24 protein-coding genes are annotated in these 16,345 nt (G+C 27.4%); 10 read left to right on the forward strand and 14 right to left on the reverse strand.

What is annotated here, in order from left to right; all coding sequences use genetic code 11:
• The first annotated feature begins 166 nt into the window (after window positions 1-166).
• Together J7M77_RS07935 and J7M77_RS07940 are read left to right on the forward strand one after the other, a co-directional pair.
• Entirely contained in the window at window positions 167-367 is a 201-nt protein-coding gene (locus J7M77_RS07935; RefSeq protein WP_296877295.1) for a 2-C-methyl-D-erythritol 4-phosphate cytidylyltransferase, read from the forward strand.
• The gene (locus J7M77_RS07940) at window positions 367-1,746 is read left to right on the forward strand and encodes an IS4 family transposase (RefSeq protein WP_296877296.1); all 1,380 of its coding nucleotides are present in this window, start codon (window positions 367-369) and stop codon (window positions 1,744-1,746) included. The genes J7M77_RS07935 and J7M77_RS07940 overlap by 1 nt, the downstream gene beginning before the upstream one ends.
• 176 nt (window positions 1,747-1,922) lie before the next feature.
• On the opposite strand, the gene J7M77_RS07945 is transcribed toward J7M77_RS07940, so the two are convergent.
• Together J7M77_RS07945 and J7M77_RS07950 are read right to left on the reverse strand one after the other, a co-directional pair.
• Window positions 1,923-2,411 carry a hypothetical protein gene (locus J7M77_RS07945; protein ID WP_296877297.1) on the reverse strand — a complete coding sequence of 163 codons (489 nt, stop codon included), beginning with the start codon at window positions 2,409-2,411 and terminating at the stop codon, window positions 1,923-1,925.
• 18 nt (window positions 2,412-2,429) lie between these two features.
• Window positions 2,430-3,116: an ImmA/IrrE family metallo-endopeptidase gene (locus J7M77_RS07950; protein WP_296877298.1), complete on the reverse strand. Its 687-nt coding sequence runs from the start codon at window positions 3,114-3,116 to the stop codon at window positions 2,430-2,432.
• A 316-nt stretch (window positions 3,117-3,432) separates the two neighbouring features.
• Here J7M77_RS07950 and J7M77_RS07955 point away from each other — a divergent pair, with 316 nt between their 5' ends.
• The 3 genes from J7M77_RS07955 to J7M77_RS07965 all read left to right on the forward strand — a co-directional run bounded on the left by J7M77_RS07955 (window position 3,433) and on the right by J7M77_RS07965 (window position 5,149).
• The gene (locus tag J7M77_RS07955) at window positions 3,433-3,822 is read left to right on the forward strand and encodes a transcriptional repressor (RefSeq protein ID WP_296877299.1); all 390 of its coding nucleotides are present in this window, start codon (window positions 3,433-3,435) and stop codon (window positions 3,820-3,822) included.
• A 20-nt stretch (window positions 3,823-3,842) separates the two neighbouring features.
• Complete coding sequence (gene rbr / locus J7M77_RS07960) at window positions 3,843-4,427, forward strand: rubrerythrin (RefSeq protein WP_296877300.1); 585 nt, start codon at window positions 3,843-3,845, stop codon at window positions 4,425-4,427.
• Between the two features lie 200 nt (window positions 4,428-4,627).
• Complete coding sequence (locus tag J7M77_RS07965; protein ID WP_296877301.1) at window positions 4,628-5,149, forward strand: DUF6431 domain-containing protein; 522 nt, start codon at window positions 4,628-4,630, stop codon at window positions 5,147-5,149.
• 21 nt (window positions 5,150-5,170) lie between these two features.
• Here the strand turns inward: J7M77_RS07965 and J7M77_RS07970 are convergent, their stop codons facing one another.
• The 4 genes from J7M77_RS07970 to rdgB all read right to left on the reverse strand — a co-directional run bounded on the left by J7M77_RS07970 (window position 5,171) and on the right by rdgB (window position 7,490).
• Complete coding sequence (locus J7M77_RS07970; protein ID WP_296877302.1) at window positions 5,171-5,587, reverse strand: DUF1810 domain-containing protein; 417 nt, start codon at window positions 5,585-5,587, stop codon at window positions 5,171-5,173.
• Window positions 5,588-5,755: 168 nt separating this feature from the next.
• Window positions 5,756-6,403, reverse strand: a complete 648-nt coding sequence (locus tag J7M77_RS07975) for a TIGR01906 family membrane protein (RefSeq protein ID WP_296877303.1) — start codon at window positions 6,401-6,403, stop codon at window positions 5,756-5,758.
• On the reverse strand, window positions 6,393-6,902 hold the full coding sequence (locus tag J7M77_RS07980) for a tRNA (cytidine(34)-2'-O)-methyltransferase (RefSeq protein ID WP_296877304.1): 510 nt from the start codon (window positions 6,900-6,902) through the stop codon (window positions 6,393-6,395). Before J7M77_RS07980 ends, J7M77_RS07975 begins: the two co-directional genes overlap by 11 nt.
• Entirely contained in the window at window positions 6,903-7,490 is a 588-nt protein-coding gene (gene rdgB, locus J7M77_RS07985) for an RdgB/HAM1 family non-canonical purine NTP pyrophosphatase (protein ID WP_296877305.1), read from the reverse strand.
• 131 nt (window positions 7,491-7,621) lie between these two features.
• Here rdgB and J7M77_RS07990 point away from each other — a divergent pair, with 131 nt between their 5' ends.
• The gene (locus tag J7M77_RS07990) at window positions 7,622-8,143 is read left to right on the forward strand and encodes a ChbG/HpnK family deacetylase (protein WP_296877306.1); all 522 of its coding nucleotides are present in this window, start codon (window positions 7,622-7,624) and stop codon (window positions 8,141-8,143) included.
• A 53-nt stretch (window positions 8,144-8,196) separates the two neighbouring features.
• Window positions 8,197-8,367: a hypothetical protein gene (locus J7M77_RS07995; RefSeq protein WP_296877307.1), complete on the forward strand. Its 171-nt coding sequence runs from the start codon at window positions 8,197-8,199 to the stop codon at window positions 8,365-8,367.
• A gap of 6 nt (window positions 8,368-8,373) precedes the next feature.
• Here J7M77_RS07995 and J7M77_RS08000 read toward each other — a convergent pair whose 3' ends face one another.
• The 7 genes from J7M77_RS08000 to J7M77_RS08030 form a co-directional block, all read right to left on the reverse strand.
• Entirely contained in the window at window positions 8,374-9,126 is a 753-nt protein-coding gene (locus tag J7M77_RS08000) for a MurR/RpiR family transcriptional regulator (RefSeq protein ID WP_296877308.1), read from the reverse strand.
• A gap of 23 nt (window positions 9,127-9,149) precedes the next feature.
• Window positions 9,150-9,896, reverse strand: a complete 747-nt coding sequence (locus tag J7M77_RS08005; protein WP_296877309.1) for a metallophosphoesterase — start codon at window positions 9,894-9,896, stop codon at window positions 9,150-9,152.
• A gap of 220 nt (window positions 9,897-10,116) precedes the next feature.
• Window positions 10,117-10,428 carry a LytTR family DNA-binding domain-containing protein gene (locus J7M77_RS08010; protein WP_296877310.1) on the reverse strand — a complete coding sequence of 104 codons (312 nt, stop codon included), beginning with the start codon at window positions 10,426-10,428 and terminating at the stop codon, window positions 10,117-10,119.
• A 27-nt stretch (window positions 10,429-10,455) separates the two neighbouring features.
• Complete coding sequence (locus J7M77_RS08015) at window positions 10,456-10,722, reverse strand: hypothetical protein (RefSeq protein WP_296877311.1); 267 nt, start codon at window positions 10,720-10,722, stop codon at window positions 10,456-10,458.
• 1 nt (window position 10,723) lies between these two features.
• Window positions 10,724-11,344, reverse strand: coding sequence for a hypothetical protein (locus tag J7M77_RS08020; protein ID WP_296877312.1), 621 nt, complete (start codon window positions 11,342-11,344; stop codon window positions 10,724-10,726).
• 247 nt (window positions 11,345-11,591) lie between these two features.
• Window positions 11,592-12,644: a hypothetical protein gene (locus J7M77_RS08025; protein ID WP_296877313.1), complete on the reverse strand. Its 1,053-nt coding sequence runs from the start codon at window positions 12,642-12,644 to the stop codon at window positions 11,592-11,594.
• Entirely contained in the window at window positions 12,644-13,171 is a 528-nt protein-coding gene (locus J7M77_RS08030; RefSeq protein ID WP_296877314.1) for an ECF transporter S component, read from the reverse strand. The genes J7M77_RS08025 and J7M77_RS08030 overlap by 1 nt, the downstream gene beginning before the upstream one ends.
• Window positions 13,172-13,635: 464 nt before the next feature.
• Here J7M77_RS08030 and J7M77_RS08035 point away from each other — a divergent pair, with 464 nt between their 5' ends.
• From J7M77_RS08035 to J7M77_RS08045, 3 genes are read left to right on the forward strand one after another with little or no spacing between them, the layout of a single operon-like run.
• A complete protein-coding gene (locus J7M77_RS08035) occupies window positions 13,636-14,334 on the forward strand; it encodes a LytTR family DNA-binding domain-containing protein (protein ID WP_296877315.1) in 699 nt (232 codons plus the stop codon).
• Window positions 14,335-14,344: 10 nt separating this feature from the next.
• Window positions 14,345-15,133: a hypothetical protein gene (locus J7M77_RS08040; RefSeq protein ID WP_296877316.1), complete on the forward strand. Its 789-nt coding sequence runs from the start codon at window positions 14,345-14,347 to the stop codon at window positions 15,131-15,133.
• A 4-nt stretch (window positions 15,134-15,137) separates the two neighbouring features.
• A complete protein-coding gene (locus J7M77_RS08045; RefSeq protein ID WP_296877317.1) occupies window positions 15,138-15,980 on the forward strand; it encodes an ATP-binding protein in 843 nt (280 codons plus the stop codon).
• Between the two features lie 6 nt (window positions 15,981-15,986).
• Here J7M77_RS08045 and J7M77_RS08050 read toward each other — a convergent pair.
• The coding region (locus tag J7M77_RS08050) for an FtsX-like permease family protein (RefSeq protein WP_296877318.1) at window positions 15,987-16,345 on the reverse strand (359 nt) is incomplete at its 5' end.

A 16,345-nucleotide genomic window follows, 5' to 3' on the forward strand; every position in this document is an offset into this window, starting at 1 on the left:
CCAATGTCGTCAATTTAGCGATAATGATAAATTAGAAATCTGAAAATATCAGATTTCTTTTTTTTGTTTACTATATTTCATGAAATGTTATAGAATTAATATTTCATATATAATGATATATTAGTAATTTTATGTTATAATTGTAGTATAGAAAAGGGGTGGTTTTATGTTTGTGAAAGTTGTTCCAAATAATCGAGGTAAAAAAGGCACTTATTTCTGTTCACTTGTTGAGTCTTATCGTGATGGTGATAAAATCAAACATCGTACTATTCGTAGCTTTGGTCTTCTTACCGAAGAACAGGTTCCTTATCTTAAAGCCATGTATGCCAAAAAGAAACCTAGACTTGTGTATGATGATGAAGATTAATGTCTATCTATTCTACATTTGAATATTTTGATACTCTTTTATCTCATCCTGATATTTTTGAAATTGCCAGAAAAGATTCAAGATATTTTACACGAGATTCAAAACTTGGACTTCCTGGATTACTCAAATTTCTTATATCAAGGCAAGGTTATACTGTTGCCAATGAAATCAATCATTACTATTCATCTTTTGATTTGGAAAAGTCAGTTTCAAAGCAGGCTATATTTCAGGCACAGGAAAAGCTGGATTATAAGGTGTTTCCATATATTAATTCAAGATTGTGTAAGTATTACTATCAAAATAATGATTATGAAACATTTAAAGGATATACAGTTGTAGCTATAGATGGATCCATTGGAGAAGCACCTTATACAAAAAAAAATAGGAAAGTGTTTGGAGCCGCGACATACAATGAGGATTGCGCTCTTACAAAAACAAATCCAAGAATTTCTGGATTTTATGATGTATGCAATGGAATATATCTGGATGTTTCAATTAAATCATATACTGATTCCGAAATACCTATGGCATATGAACAGATGAATACTGTTCATGATGTTTTAGAAAATCATAAAGTTATATTTATGGCCGATAGATATTATCCATCAACTGATATGTTTATCTATTATAATATGAATAACGATAAATTCTGTTATCGAGGAAAATCCAACTTTTATAAGAAGTATGTCAAAGATATTGAGCGAGATGGTTGGATTGAATTTGATTTGGATGATAAATGGATTAATCGCTTTAAAATCGAAGAAGTCAGGGACTATGCCAGAGAACATAAAAAATTCGGATTGAGAGTCATTAAGATTATGAAATCTGAATTAAGAAAGTTAAAAGATGATGAAAAAGATGAACAAATGCTTCTTTTCACAAATCTTGATGATAATGAATGGTCAACAAAAGAAGTAATATTGCTTTATGGAAACAGGTGGTCGATTGAGACCGGATATGATACACTGAAAAACAAGCTGGAGATGGAAAGAGTAACGAGTGAAAAAGCAGATCTCATACTACAGGAGCTACATTCACAGGTTATAGTTTATAATTTAGCTGCAATGATAAAAAAGGAATCAGATAAAATTATTACTCATACCGAAAAATATAAATATCAGACTAATATAAATAACCTGATACAGTTATTAAGAGCTAATTTTGCAAGATTATTAAACATAAAAGAAGAATTTGATACATTAATAAGAAAAATTATAGAAAAAGCTTCAAAAAATAAAGAGCCTATTCGCACGCATAGACTCTTTGATAGATGGGATGTCTATATCAATAAGCCACCAACACTTAAATTCAGAGTAGATGGTAAGAGAAATCCCAAATTTATAAAAACGAAAAAGGGATTTTTACGATCAAATCGATAATCAGTAGTATAGACATCTCTTTCTAAAAAAATTATAGCTTAAAATCCAAAAAAAATCACTAAAAATGATAGGGAACTTTTTGCGCTTTTTTCGTGAATAAAGAAAAAAAGGAAGCATTTGAAATTAATTCAAATATTTCCTTTTGTATTTTATCGCTAAATTGACGACATTGAGACCTAACGGTCTTTTTTGTCACTGTTTTCATGAAAATATAATTGTGAATCATACTGCTGCGTATTTTTTATCATGTCCACTATATACTTATCTTCTTCTTTATTAAAAATAAATTCAATTATGATTTGCGGGATAATTATCATTGTTGAAATCATACTTGCTGTAGCTGATACAATTGCTACAATTTCAGATATCTGCATCCTATTTTTAGTTGCATTAACCCCAATAATACATATACCGAAAACTGTTATTGATAATAGTATAAAAGTAAAAATAATATATGATACAATTCTAGTTATATATTTAAAGCTAAGCGTTTTTTTCAAATGTGTAGTATAAATATTTATTAACTCAGTATAATCTTTGTCCCTATGCATTCTATTATCATCAAATAAATTATTATCATTTTTTATTAATTTTGCACCTTCATTGGGAAAATCAGTTGTTAAATATTGTTGAATAAGAAAACTAGTTTGTTTATCCACATCCATAAATATAAGCGCTTCTTTTTAAACTATTACTTCAATTTCTTTTAATTCCCTAATTCTTCTATCAACTGCTGAAGGTGAAACAAGAAAATCTGAAGATAAAATATTTACTAATTCATAATATGTATAATGGTTGCTTTTGGACAAATCCATATATCGCTCTATAAATTTTTCTCTTGGCATTAATAACGCAGCCGCAAATCTACTAGCTCTTACTTCTTTATTATTAATATATGCTTCATCCGTTCTATAAAAATCAGTATATGTATAATTGTCCAATTCATTGAAATCAAATACATAATGTCCCAATTCATGAGCTACAGTAAACCTTTGATGTCCAGTATTTTCCTTTGAATTGATTATCATTATTTTATCACTTCTATATAAATCTATGTAATCACCACTAATACTAATCATCCCAGATGAATTTTTGTATTCTTGCAAAGGAAAGTCCTCAAACGATGGTATTGAAAAAGTAGTAAAACCGAAATGATGTGCTAATCCAATAATTGGAGTGGCATAAGGCTTATCCCTGACTGGTTCTATATCTCGATTATTTTGTATTATATTATGAGATAACATATCCGCAATATTTTCGATTTCTAAATTAATTTCATTTTTTTGAGTTTGATTCATCTCATCTTCAATAAGCAAGTTGGAAAAGTCATAATTATTTGTCATTTTTAATTCTTTTATTTCTCTACACATCCATATCACTCCTTTCTCACCTCCACCAAAAATTTTACTTTGGTGTCAGTATAAAATTTGTCAAAAATCAACCAGTACAAGGGATACAAAAAGGCTTAATGAATTTAAGCCCCATAGTCTTTAAAATTTATATTGTATTAATAGTGAACATTTAACTTATCTATGAGGCTAAAAGCTCTCTTGTAGTATACCATATTTTGATAAAATTTGACAATAACTACCATTTACTGTTTTTTATTATTCATAACAATTGACTTAAACGACAAAAAGATATATTATAATAGTAACCATTACTATTTATCTAAAGGAGGTAACTATGCCAAAAACAAGATATTCAAAACAACGCGAGTATATCTACAACAACTTGGTATCTAGAAATGATCACCCTACGGCTGAAACAATTTATAGTGATTTGAAAAAAGATCACCCGGAATTAAGCTTAGGTACAGTTTATCGCAATCTTAACTTTTTAGTTGAGTCAAAGATGATAAGAAAATTAGATGTTGGTCAAAATATGGTTCATTTCGACGGGGACCTTAGTAATCATCATCATTTTATCTGTAACAAGTGTAAAAAAGTTTTTGATATTAATTACCAGGATGAACAAATTAGTAATGTTGTCAAACAACAGACAAACCATCGAATTGAAAAAATTGAAATTGTTTTCAGCGGTACTTGCCAATGTTGTTTAAAAGATGAAAATTAGGATATTGGAGGAAACTAACTATGACACTTAAAGGAACAAAAACTGCAAACAACTTAATGCATGCTTTCGCAGGGGAAAGCCAAGCTCGTAATCGTTATACTTATTATGCATCAATCGCAAAAAAAGAAGGATATGTACAAATTCAAAATATTTTCTTAGAAACTGCCAATCAAGAAAAAGAACACGCTAAAAGATTAATGAAATTCTTAAACAAAGATTTAGCTGGTGAAACTTTATATACTGATGGAAACTTCCCAGTATTACTAGGAACTACTGCTGAAAACTTAAAAGCTGCAGCAGCTGGTGAAAATGAAGAATATACTGATATGTATACAAGCTTTGATAAAACTTCTCGTGAAGAAGTATTCGAAGATATCGCAACTGCATTAGAAAGCATTGCTATTGCTGAAAAACATCATGAAGCTAGATATCTAAAATTATTAGCTGCTTTAGAAAATGGAACAACTTTCAAACGTGAAAATACAGTTGTATGGAAATGCAATAACTGTGGATTTATCTATGAAGGTTTAGAAGCACCTGAAAGATGTCCTGCTTGTGATCATCCTCAAGCACACTTTGAAGTAAACACTTTCTTTTTAGGATAATATTATAATGGCTATGGTGTCGGGCTTTTAACCGACACCTTTTGATTTTATTTTAAAAGTTTTTTATTACTGATATAATAAATAATAGAGATATCTACAAAATAACCCAAACTATCCCAAAAATCTTTTAAAACCCTAGACGTCTATATAACCAGCTAGATATCAAAGTTTTAATGTTGCAAAAATAATGGAGGGATAAAATGATTACCATTACTGATAGAGAAAATTATTCAAATAAGCGTTTAACTCAAGAAACATATGATTCAATTATTAAACTGATCAACTTTAAAGAAATAAAATGTACTTGCGGTAAAACTGGTGATTTAGTTAAAATTGGTTCTTATCCAAGACATTACAAAATTCCGGAAAGAAAAATATGTATTCAAGTTCAAAGAGTAATGTGTAAAAACTGTGGTCGAACTCATGCAGTATTGATTCATTGCATGGTTCCAGCTTCAATGCTGTTAGTTGCTACGCAAATTGAAATTTTACAATCGTATTATAATCATTCATTATTGGAATTTTTAGACACTCATAGTACCATTGATTTATCAAATATTTATTATGTCGTTAGAAATTATGAAAAGCGCTGGAAAACATATTTAGAAACAGCTAACTTATCATTAGATAGTAACATCAATAGCTTAATTAATTACTTTATTGATAACTATAATATTCAATTCATGCAAATGAAAAGAAATATTAATATTATAAAATACTAATAGATTTGCATTTAAGCAAATCTATTTTTTCGTTAATAATGTAATTGTTTTATGATCGAAGTGACCATGATAGTATTTATCAATCACTTTTTTAAACAGTTCATCTTTACTTGCCTGATAAAATAAAGTCATTGATGAACATACTTTTAAATTATCAGGATAACCTAAAACAGCTACTGGATTAGTTTCTTCAAGTTTTAATAAAGCTTCGGTTATTTCAAATAACCTAGCTTTTAAAGTTGGTTCTTGTAAATATTCAATTGCCTCATCTAATGATTCAATTCCATAATAATCAGCTGTTGAAGACATTCCTAAGCCTTTTAACTGAGGGAAAATATACCAGATCCAGTGACTCGTTTTCCGGCCATTTTTTATTTCTGTCAATGCCTGCAAATAAGATGTTTCCTGTGCTTTTAAAAAACGATTTAAATCACTCATCTTGATTACCACCTATTTATAAGAAATTAGTAAAATATAATTTAAAACTAAATTTAATGATAGCAAAAAATTCTTTGATTTGTTTCATTATTGCCACCTCCACGTTTAGCATACCTAATTTAAAGAACAGATATCCGCGGTTTTCATGACAATAATCTTACAATTTTCTTAATTTTTATAATTTAGGATCTTTTTTTGTTGTAACCTAAAATATAACAAACATCCTAGTGCTAAAATAATCACAATAACAACAATTAAAATAAAGCAATGCATAAAAAAGGCTTCGGGTAAAATACTAATGATAGGATCAATGCGTTTGTCAAAGATCCAATAATCATTTCTAAAAACAATTTGATGAAATAAAACAAACGCCCGATTAAAATCCAAAGCCGCTAAAAAACCTAAAACACTTGGTACAATAATCGTTATTAAACCGGTCAGCCGTAAAAATAAATATTGTTTATCTTTTAAGCGTTTAATTAATAATGGTATCGAAACTAGACCACTTACAATCATCACAACTTGAATCACTTCAAAAATTCTTTTTACTTCAGCAAAATGAATTCGACCACCAGTTGACATTACAAAATCCGGTAAATTCAAACTGCCCTGATAAAAGATTGACTGGTAATTAATCAAAATTCGATAGTTTTCTTTAATCGTATCGATGTCAATACCACTTAATTTATCAATATTTAAATAATTGATATCAAAATAATATAACGGTTTAAAAAAAACTGTAAAAACAATTGCAAAACTGATAATAAACAGCATCAGCATAACTGCTAAAAAAGCATCTTTTTTGCTATAACTCATACAAAAAGTCTTCTCCCTTTTGCACTTCGACCTTCGATAGCTGTGGATAATTTTGTTGTCTTAATACTTCATAAATACAAATAGCTGCACAGTTAGATAGATTAAGACTACGAACTTTATCACTCATGGGAATTCGTAAACAGCGATCTAAATTAGCCGTTAGTATTTCTTTAGGAATACCATCATGTTCATGACCAAAGAATAAATAATGTTCTTTATTTTCGTCACTAAAGTCCTGGTCTGTAAAACATAAATGAGAATAACGGGTAAAGAAATAATACTCACCAGGATTTTTTTGAACAAATTCTTCATAACTATCATAAACATGCAAATTTAACTCTTTAACATAATCTAGTCCCGCCCGTTTCATTTTTTTATCATCTAACTCAAAACTCATCGGTTTGATAATATGTAAACTAGTGTTAGTAGCAACACAAGTCCGCATGATATTTCCAGTGTTTTGCGGAATTGCCGGATGAACTAAAACAATATGATTCATTTAATTCATCTCCTTTAAAATGGCATATAATTTTCTTAATGCTTTACCACGATGTGAATATTTATTTTTTTCTTCCATCGTCATCATTGCTGAAGTCATTTTACATGGCGGGAAATAAAAGATTGGATCATAACCAAAGCCATTTTCCCCTTCAATTTTATCATTGATCAAACCTTCCATCGTTTCTTCAATAATAATTGGCTCCTGGTTAGGAACAACCAATGCCATCGCACAAACGAAACGAGCTGTTCTTTCTTTATCTTTTACGGCATCAATAATATATTTATTTTTAATCTCATAACTAGTATCATGGCCTAAAAAACGAGCAGAATAAACACCAGGCTGTTTATCTAATGCATCGACTTCTAAGCCGCTGTCATCAGCTAAAACTGGTTTATTGACAATGTCAGCAATTGTTTTAGCCTTGATCAAAGCGTTTTCTTTAAATGTAGTTCCGTTTTCTTCAATTTCAATATCTTCATTTAAAACATCTTTCATTGAAAGTACTTCAATATTAATATCTTTAAGCATCGTTTTAATTTCTTTTAATTTTCCAAGATTGGTTGATGCAACAATTAACTCTTTCATTTTTTACCTCCATATATTCAAACTGTTATTCATTATAACATGTTTTAATCAGGTTTGCAGTTTTTGAAAAAATAAAAGCTAATTTTTTATTCTCGCTATAATTAAAATATAGATATTGGAGGACAGTCAAAATGATTAAAAAATTAATTGTAAATGCTGATGATTTTGGAATCAGTGAAGGGGCTACACTTGGGATCATTAAAGCCCACCGTGAAGGAATTTTAACTTCAACAACCTGTATGATGAATATGCCTTATGCCATTATGGCATTAAATGAAGCTAAAAAATATCCTAATCTTGGTGTTGGCGTTCATTTAGTGGCAACAATTGGTAAACCTTTAACTAAAATAAACAGTTATGTTGAAGATAACGGTGATTTTATTTATCTAAGTAAATATCCTAATGAAATACCACAAGGTAATTTAGACGATTTATATCAAGAATGGAAAGTTCAAATTGAAACATTTATATCTATCATGAATAAAAAGCCCACACATCTTGATTCCCATCATCATATTCATATGTTACCAGAATTATCAAAAGTAGCGATAAAATTAGCTCATGAATATGATATTCCTTTAAGACAGCGTCAAATGATTACTGATCATTATCAGTTTGTAAGATGTGATGACAGTTTTTATATCATAATGTAAGCTATGAATATTTAATTAACTTATTAAACAGTCAAGATGAAAGCTTAGAAATCATGTGTCATCCTGCTTTACTTGACTGGCGCTTATATCAAATGAGCAGTTATAATATCAAAAGAATGTTGGAACTGGATATTCTAACTAATCCACAATTAAAACAATACATAAAAGATAATCAAATTGAATTGATTAATTTTAGCAATCTAAAAAGAGTTCACAATAGCTGAACTCTTTTATAAATAATATTGTTGATAGTAATGTACTCGAAGTAAATCACAAATCGTCATAATTTGGTAATTGAAATTAATTCCATCAAATTTACCTGGTACATGGATTACATAATTAGATAGTTTATACTCATCTAATTCATAAGTTTTATTTTGAGTAATTAAAATTGATGTACTCAAATCTACTCGAAGTTCTTTTTTTATTTCCACAAAAGTATTCATTGATCTACCAGTTGCTGAAATAAAAATAGTAACATCATTTTCATCTAAAACAAGATCTTTATCAAAACCATGATATTGAATTACTGGTTTACCAAAAGTAACTAAATCCGTTTGAAGTTCAACTGCGATTGATAAAGGATATAATGCCCCAATTAAAACAACTCGTTTAGCTTTAAAAATAGATTCACAAATAGTTGAAATATAATCTTTCATTTCCTGATTAGAACATGATTTTTCCATATCATTGATTAATTGATCACTGTTGACCCCTAGCATTCTCGCTCTAATTTGATCTAAGCGAACCATGTGGGTTCTTAATAAATCATTTTTAAAAACCTCAAAATCTTTATATCCTAATAAATTACAAAATTCCAAGATTTTTTCTTTACTAACACCACTTTTACTTACAACATCATCTAATTCAAACTCTTCAAATTCCAAATAATTATAAACTACAAAACGACAAAAACGGTAGTAATCATCTACTTTTAAAGCCCCATTTAAATACGTTAAGATTCTACTTAATAATATATTCATAAAACTACCTCCCAAAGATTGATTTATTCTGCTTGTTCAACTTCACTTTTTTTAACCACAAAAACCTCGTTTGTATTTAAACAAATACAATTTAACTGGCCTTTATCAAAAGGACCTAATCCACCATCAATCCCAATTTTATCTTTAAAAATAGGATCATGCCAAATATCAAAACAATCCTTTTCCTGATGGATATAACAAGTTGGCGTGTGACCAAAAATGATTATTTTATTATCTAATCCTTTAGACATAAAGAAATATTCACGCATCCAGGCACATTCTTCTTCAGTTTGTTCATATAATCCTTTTTCTGGATTAATTCCAGCATGAATTAATACATAATCTTGACCGTTACAGTTAATCTCGATATAAGATGGACATTTATTAACATAATCAATCATCATCTTATAAAAAGCTGTTCTAACTATTTTATAATCGAATTCATTTAAAGCTTTCTTATGTAAATATTCATGATAGCTATGCATTGTTTTTTTACCACCATTTTGCGACCACATCCGGCCTTGCGATGAAGTTGGGTCATCAGCAATAAAAGCATCACGCATCATAATTTCATGGTTACCGCGAATTAAATGAATATTATCAAATTTCTGGATATATAAGTATATTTTTAAACTATCTGGACCGCGATCACAACAATCTCCTAAAATATATAAAATATCGTCAGCAGAAAAATTGATTTTTTCTAACATCTTCATAAAAACATTATAATGACCATGAATATCTGAAAGCACATATATATTTTTAGGCATACTTCTACCACCCTTTCTTATATTAGTTTATCATTATTCAAAGTTTTTTTAAACTAATATTGTAAAAGTATTAATAAATTTTCATCTTTTTTTATTTAAAAAAAGTACCATTATAACAACATAAAACAAGCATCAAAAAATCCTTGAACAATTAAACAAAACATTGTATCATTAAATATTTATACTTAAAAAAACAAAACTTCCCTTATTTTAATTACTTCTAACTCAAATAAAACTTTTGATATTTTCTACCAATCGGTATTTCAATTTCATTTATTAAAAAACAATATTTCTTTTCAATACGGAGAAGATAATTTTTATTAATGATATATGATCTATGAACCTGAATGAAATTTTGATTAGCTAATTCTTGAAGCATTTTTGAAATATTCATACGAATCTTAAAACTAGCATTGATTGTATGAACCGTTAAATAATGCTGATAAGATTCAATATAGATGATATCTTTTGTAGCTACAATAATTGAATTCGATCCTGATTGAAATTCTACAACACGATAATCTAGGTTCATTAATTCTTTTAATATTTGGCTATCCTCCTAGATATATTTCTTTCGCCAAATATTTAACGGATGGATAGCAATCGCTTCAAATATTAAATTAGAATCATCTATTATACAAATACACTTACAATTAGTTTTTTCTTTCAGTTTTTTTATCTGTTCAATTTCTTCAAGTTGACTTATTTCTTTAATTACTAAAGTATGATGATCAATATTAATAGCTTGTTTAATCTTTAGTTTATTTAAAAATCCAATTAAATAATCAGTAATTTCTTTACTACAGTCAATCAATACACGATTCATCCTACTTTTCCCTTTTCATTAAATATTCCTGAAAATAATTATTATCATGTTTTAAAGCCGGTAATAGATCATTTTGATCAATAATTTCCACATTCATCTTTTCCAACAATTCTAATAAACTATAAACTATTCCCGTTTTACTTTTGATCATATTTTCAGGTGAAATAACAATTAAAGAATTATTTTGAAGATAGAATTCTAAAACCCACATATATCCATTCAAACCATAACCAGCCATAGTTTTTCGATAGGATAATCTAACTTTAGTAATTTGTCTAGTTTGCAAAGAAATTGCCGGTATTTCTTTTGCATTAGTAATTATTCTAATTGTTTCTTTTAAATACTCAAGGTAACCATGTTGATAATAATAATTAATCTTTTGACTTGAAAACTCAATTCTTTGATTACTTCCAATTATAAATGGCAAGATAAATATCAACATAATTATAAAAAATCCTAGTAATAAATAACCATTCAAATCAATCTTAAATTCTAAAGATAAAGCAGTAAGGATCATTTTTATCAGCAAAGTAAAAAAGCCATCAATAAAAATTATTACCATGATCCATTTTATGACTTTTTTTCTAGTCATTTTAGTTCCAATCATTTTCATTTCTTCCATCTTGATCAACCTGCCTCTTTATCTTTTAGTATATACTAATTAATCTTTAAAGTCTTTAATTAGTCACTAATGTAAAAATATGGCACAAAAAATCATTTTAGTTTATTAAAATTTTTTTAATCGTCTTTACTTTAAATCATAATTATTGATTAGATGCTGCTCTTAGATTTTTACTGGCAATCAATGCAAAAATTTCTTTATCTTCTAATATATACATTTTTTTTCTTTTAAAAATTAAAAAATCACGTTATAAAACGTGATATAAATAATCAACCTGATCAAATATTGAGTAAGCTATAAAATATTTATTTTCTAATGGAATCCAAATATTTTTAAATTTTTCATACATAGTTTGACCATTACGATTTAAAATTCTAGTAGCCTGCATTGTTTCATCAATATCTAAACCAATCGCAAAATCATAATATTTACCAAAATACGGATGTAATGAATAGGTTCCTTCGATAATATTAATCTTATTTACTGGAATAGTTTTAATATCATTTGCAAGTGCCATTTTTGAACAATCAAATCGTTGATAATTAATATCTTCTTTTTTCACTAATGGATCAACTACAGTATCTTTAAAACGTTCATAATCAACATTTCCACCGGGTTTAGCTAAACGTTCTTTAGTTCTTTGAAATGGACGTAAGAAAAAATCATCCATTTTAAATAAATTAGCTTGATAAATAGATTGTAATAATTCCGCTAAAAAAGACTTCCCAGCGCCACATTTACCATCAATTGCAATAATTAAAGTATCTTTATTTAATAGTTGTTCATTAATTTTTTTTATTAATTCAAAATATTTAAAATAACGTTTATCAACAACTCGATAATGAGGCTGATAAGTTTGACGATAACTGTTAGAATGAGAAATTGGTGGAAAATTTAATTGTTCATATTCTTCAAGTTTAGTGACAAATAATTTAGCATCATAATTAATATCATTATTTTTACATGCTTGTTTAATTAAATTTAGCTTTTCAATAAACGAAACTAAATTTCCGGTTTGTAAGTTTGATGAAGCGACAAATATTTGATTCAAGGTTAACAGTTCAATTGATGATAAATTAGCTAAATTGACACGAATCAAGTTTTCACCAATCTCTTCACTAGTCAAGCCACTATTATTTAAAGTTAAGCATTCTTTTTGCAATCTTTGTAAGCTGTTTGCAGCTGAATCGATCATATGTCCGCCACCAAATTCATTTTGGTAAATTAATTTTATGATATCCTGAGGTTCCATACCCGGATATTGGCGTAAATGATCTTTAACTAAAGCAACTACATCCATTAATCAATCAAATGTGCTTTTTGTAAAGCGATAACGATAGCAGGAATTAAAACTAATTGGAGAATAATTCCAGGAATCGCAGTTGTAAATGCTCCAGCAATAAAAATTGCAAAAGTAAATCCTTGACTAGCTAAACCATATAAAATAACACTTACAATCCCCCAGACAACGCGTCCTCCAAGCATAGCAACTACTAGGCTAATATACGTATTAACAACATTTTTTGATAAACGATTATATAAAATTCCGGAAATAAGTCCATAAGCTGCTAATTCAAAAGCCATTGCAACAGCAGTTGGATACATAGGCGGCATTGTAAATAAAGCACTTCTAAGTAACGGTACTATAAAACCAACAATCGCTCCTAACGGTCCCCCACAAACAAAACCACATAAAATAACTGGAATATGCATTGGTAAAAGCATACTGCCGATACTAGGAATTTGCATTGTAAAAAAAGGTAATATTAGTCCTAAAGCCAGAAAAAAAGCGGCTAAAACAATTTGTTTAACTGATAATTTATTCATTTTTTCCTCCTTAAAACATGAAAAAAGCCATAAAAATATCTGTAAACAGATCAACCTTCATGGCATAATGTTACCTTCTTGATAACGTGATATTGCTTAAATCATGCATATAAATTTTAGCGACTTTTTTACTAATTGTCAATAAATTAAAAATAACTTTTCATTTTAGCCGTAAATAAAAACATTCACATAGAATGTTTTTATTAATTATTTACTACTGTAATTATTCTTTTTAATAAATAAACGCTCCCATCGTTTATTTATTAGCTGTTATGTCAATACAATCCCCTAAGCAAAAGATACTTCTAATGCTCATTCATTATATAAAATATTTAACTAAAAAAATAGCTAGATTGCATAAATAACCATTATCATGTACTTTTTGGTAATTAGATCGAATTTAATATTAATTCTAATTAACTAAGCCGTTTATGTTATAATAATAGGTAAAGGAGCTAATAAAAATGAAAGATATTATAATTGTTGATGATTTAATCCAACATATTCAATTAATCAAAGATTGCTTATATAGTTTGAATACTGATTTTAACATAACTTCCTATCAACATCCTGAGGATTTATTAAATAATTTAAATAATGTAAATGATTATACCATTTTTATTTTAGATATTTGTTTAGATGATAATGATGGCATTAAACTAGCCAAAACTATTTTAGATGTTTGTTTTAGTGCCCAAATCATTTTTATCAGTTCTTATCTAAATAAAGCAGTTGAAATCTATGATATCACTCATTGTTATTTTGTCTATAAGCCAGACTTAAATAAATATCTGCCCAATGCGATTACTAAAGCTTTAAGCAATATCAAAAAAGCGAAAAAGAAGCTAACGATCAAACAAAAAGATAAACTTAAAATTTTAAATATTGACGATATTTATTATATTGAAAGAATTCAGCGTTATTCTTATATTCATAGTAATAATGAAATAATCAAAACAGCTTCATCAATCAATGATCTATTATCACAATTACCTTTTTATTTTATTCGTTGTCATAATAGTTTTGTTTTTAACAGTGATTATATTAGTGAAATTAAAAGAACTTCAGTTAAATTAAAGGACCAAACAATTATTCCAATTAGTAGAAACTATCAAAATGAAGTCAAAGAAAAATTTCATGATTATTTGGTAGATTGTCTATAAGGAGCTAATTATGATTATTATTAATATCAATTATTTCATAAATATATTTTTACTCTATTATTTCTTTAAACCCGTTAAACGAATTTCTTTATCCCAATTTATTCGAACAATTTTAGCGGCTTTATTAATTACTATTACTGTTTCTACTATTTTTGTTTCCAATATATTTTTGAAAAACATTTTTGTCATTATTATTTATCTTATAACTAATAAATTTATCTATCATGTAAAAACTAAAAAAAGTTTAGTTAATTATCTAATTTTCTTTACTTTAAACTTATTTGTCGAACTAATTATACCGCCTTTATTTTCTAATCATTTAAATAACGGAATTTTTCATATGACCACAAAATCACAAATTATGATGGCTCTTAGCTGTAATTTTTTATTGATATTTTTGCTTAAAGCCCATCACTATTTTACAAATCAAATTTCTATTTTTGATAAAAAAATATTTCCTACTTTCATTTTGATTTTAATGACAGTAATGATATCTGCTATTTTGGGAACTTTTCTTTCAATCAAGATTCTTAGTTACCAGGAACATATTTATATTGGTGTAATTTATCTATATATCCTGCTATTTATTATCTGGATTTGTTTATTACTTCTATTAATCTATAAATTAATCGATCAATATAAAAAAACCAAAGCTGAAGCTTTAATTCAAGAAACTAGTGAATATTACCAAAAAATTTTAGCTCTATCAAGTTTAGAAAATAATCATGATTATGATCGTTTAAAACATGATATTTTAAACTATATCCAAACGTATCAAACAATCGATAAAAAGAGGTGAATCAATGAATTATCTTAAAACCAAAATAAATCATCATGCTACTTTTTTATTTATCATTAATGAACTTATTTTATTGTTTATTACTTTTTATGGCTATTTTTTTAATAATTTTTTTCAACAGTTTATTGTTTTAATAATTTTAATTCTAAATATCAATACAATATATTTATATTTTAATATTTGTACCAATATTAAACATAAAGCATTAACAGAAACTAAACAAGAATTATTAAAAAAACAATATATAATTCAAAACGAATACAATCTGGCAATTGAAGAAAACAATCGAATTATTAATAACATCAAGCATGATGTCATTGAACAATTAAAAAACAATCAATCTTTTAAAGCTGATGAAACTAATATTTTAAATATTATTAAAAACAAATCATCATTTTATCAAACAAACTATTGCCAAAATAAGATCGTTGATGCCATTTTATATAATAAAGCCTTAGTTTGTAGAAAAAATAATATTGAACTAGCAATATCGGTATATTTAAAAAATGAAATTAATATCAATGAAATAGACCTCATTTCCCTATTTACTAATTTATTAGATAATGCTATCGAAGCTTGCTTAACCCTTGAACCCAATCAACGAAAAATTGAAATCAAATCAAGAATCATTAATAATTATCTTGTATTATCGATTACAAATAGCTATGACGTCAATAAACTTAATCATGATTTTACAACTACCAAAACCGATCATATTAATCATGGTATCGGCTTAAAAATCATTGATATCTTAATCCAAAAATATCATGGAACTTTAAAAACCAAACAAGATCACCATCAAATCCAATTCAATCTTACTTTAAAAACGTTAAATAACCAGCATTAAGTCTGGTTATTTAACATCTCTTAACCGTTCAATCAGACTATTTCTATTTACAATATGATAATATAAAATTATCGATACCATGATACAAATAAGTATGATCAAACTAAAACTCAATAATAGTGGTAAAACCGGTATTGTAAATGAGGCACCCATATAATTAACCGCCTGGAAAATAAAGTAAGTAACTATTGTACCTATCGATATTGTCATCAATATTGATGACAGAGCATAAATCAGCCCTTCTTTAATTAGTAATTTAATTACTTGTTTTCTCGTCATTCCAATTCCTTCCATGATTGCAAACGTCGTTATCCGATTTTGAATACTGTAGATCATTGTATTTAAATAATTCAATAATCCAACTA

The sequence above is a fragment of the Thomasclavelia sp. genome, from assembly GCF_017889095.1.
Lineage (GTDB): Bacteria > Bacillota_I > Bacilli_A > Erysipelotrichales > Coprobacillaceae > Thomasclavelia.

Bases quoted from the DNA above. Each gene is read 5' to 3' on its own strand.
- J7M77_RS07935 (WP_296877295.1), top strand. From the start codon at position 167: ATGTTTGTGAAAGTTGTTCCAAATAATCGAGGTAAAAAAGGCACTTAT.
- J7M77_RS07940 (WP_296877296.1), top strand. From the start codon at position 367: ATGTCTATCTATTCTACATTTGAATATTTTGATACTCTTTTATCTCAT.
- J7M77_RS07945 (WP_296877297.1), bottom strand. From the start codon at position 2,411: ATGGATGTGGATAAACAAACTAGTTTTCTTATTCAACAATATTTAACA.
- J7M77_RS07950 (WP_296877298.1), bottom strand. From the start codon at position 3,116: ATGTGTAGAGAAATAAAAGAATTAAAAATGACAAATAATTATGACTTT.
- J7M77_RS07955 (WP_296877299.1), top strand. From the start codon at position 3,433: ATGCCAAAAACAAGATATTCAAAACAACGCGAGTATATCTACAACAAC.
- rbr (WP_296877300.1), top strand. From the start codon at position 3,843: ATGACACTTAAAGGAACAAAAACTGCAAACAACTTAATGCATGCTTTC.
- J7M77_RS07965 (WP_296877301.1), top strand. From the start codon at position 4,628: ATGATTACCATTACTGATAGAGAAAATTATTCAAATAAGCGTTTAACT.
- J7M77_RS07970 (WP_296877302.1), bottom strand. From the start codon at position 5,587: ATGAGTGATTTAAATCGTTTTTTAAAAGCACAGGAAACATCTTATTTG.
- J7M77_RS07975 (WP_296877303.1), bottom strand. From the start codon at position 6,403: ATGAGTTATAGCAAAAAAGATGCTTTTTTAGCAGTTATGCTGATGCTG.
- J7M77_RS07980 (WP_296877304.1), bottom strand. From the start codon at position 6,902: ATGAATCATATTGTTTTAGTTCATCCGGCAATTCCGCAAAACACTGGA.
- rdgB (WP_296877305.1), bottom strand. From the start codon at position 7,490: ATGAAAGAGTTAATTGTTGCATCAACCAATCTTGGAAAATTAAAAGAA.
- J7M77_RS07990 (WP_296877306.1), top strand. From the start codon at position 7,622: ATGATTAAAAAATTAATTGTAAATGCTGATGATTTTGGAATCAGTGAA.
- J7M77_RS07995 (WP_296877307.1), top strand. From the start codon at position 8,197: ATGTGTCATCCTGCTTTACTTGACTGGCGCTTATATCAAATGAGCAGT.
- J7M77_RS08000 (WP_296877308.1), bottom strand. From the start codon at position 9,126: ATGAATATATTATTAAGTAGAATCTTAACGTATTTAAATGGGGCTTTA.
- J7M77_RS08005 (WP_296877309.1), bottom strand. From the start codon at position 9,896: ATGCCTAAAAATATATATGTGCTTTCAGATATTCATGGTCATTATAAT.
- J7M77_RS08010 (WP_296877310.1), bottom strand. From the start codon at position 10,428: ATGAACCTAGATTATCGTGTTGTAGAATTTCAATCAGGATCGAATTCA.
- J7M77_RS08015 (WP_296877311.1), bottom strand. From the start codon at position 10,722: ATGAATCGTGTATTGATTGACTGTAGTAAAGAAATTACTGATTATTTA.
- J7M77_RS08020 (WP_296877312.1), bottom strand. From the start codon at position 11,344: ATGGAAGAAATGAAAATGATTGGAACTAAAATGACTAGAAAAAAAGTC.
- J7M77_RS08025 (WP_296877313.1), bottom strand. From the start codon at position 12,644: ATGGATGTAGTTGCTTTAGTTAAAGATCATTTACGCCAATATCCGGGT.
- J7M77_RS08030 (WP_296877314.1), bottom strand. From the start codon at position 13,171: ATGAATAAATTATCAGTTAAACAAATTGTTTTAGCCGCTTTTTTTCTG.
- J7M77_RS08035 (WP_296877315.1), top strand. From the start codon at position 13,636: ATGAAAGATATTATAATTGTTGATGATTTAATCCAACATATTCAATTA.
- J7M77_RS08040 (WP_296877316.1), top strand. From the start codon at position 14,345: ATGATTATTATTAATATCAATTATTTCATAAATATATTTTTACTCTAT.
- J7M77_RS08045 (WP_296877317.1), top strand. From the start codon at position 15,138: ATGAATTATCTTAAAACCAAAATAAATCATCATGCTACTTTTTTATTT.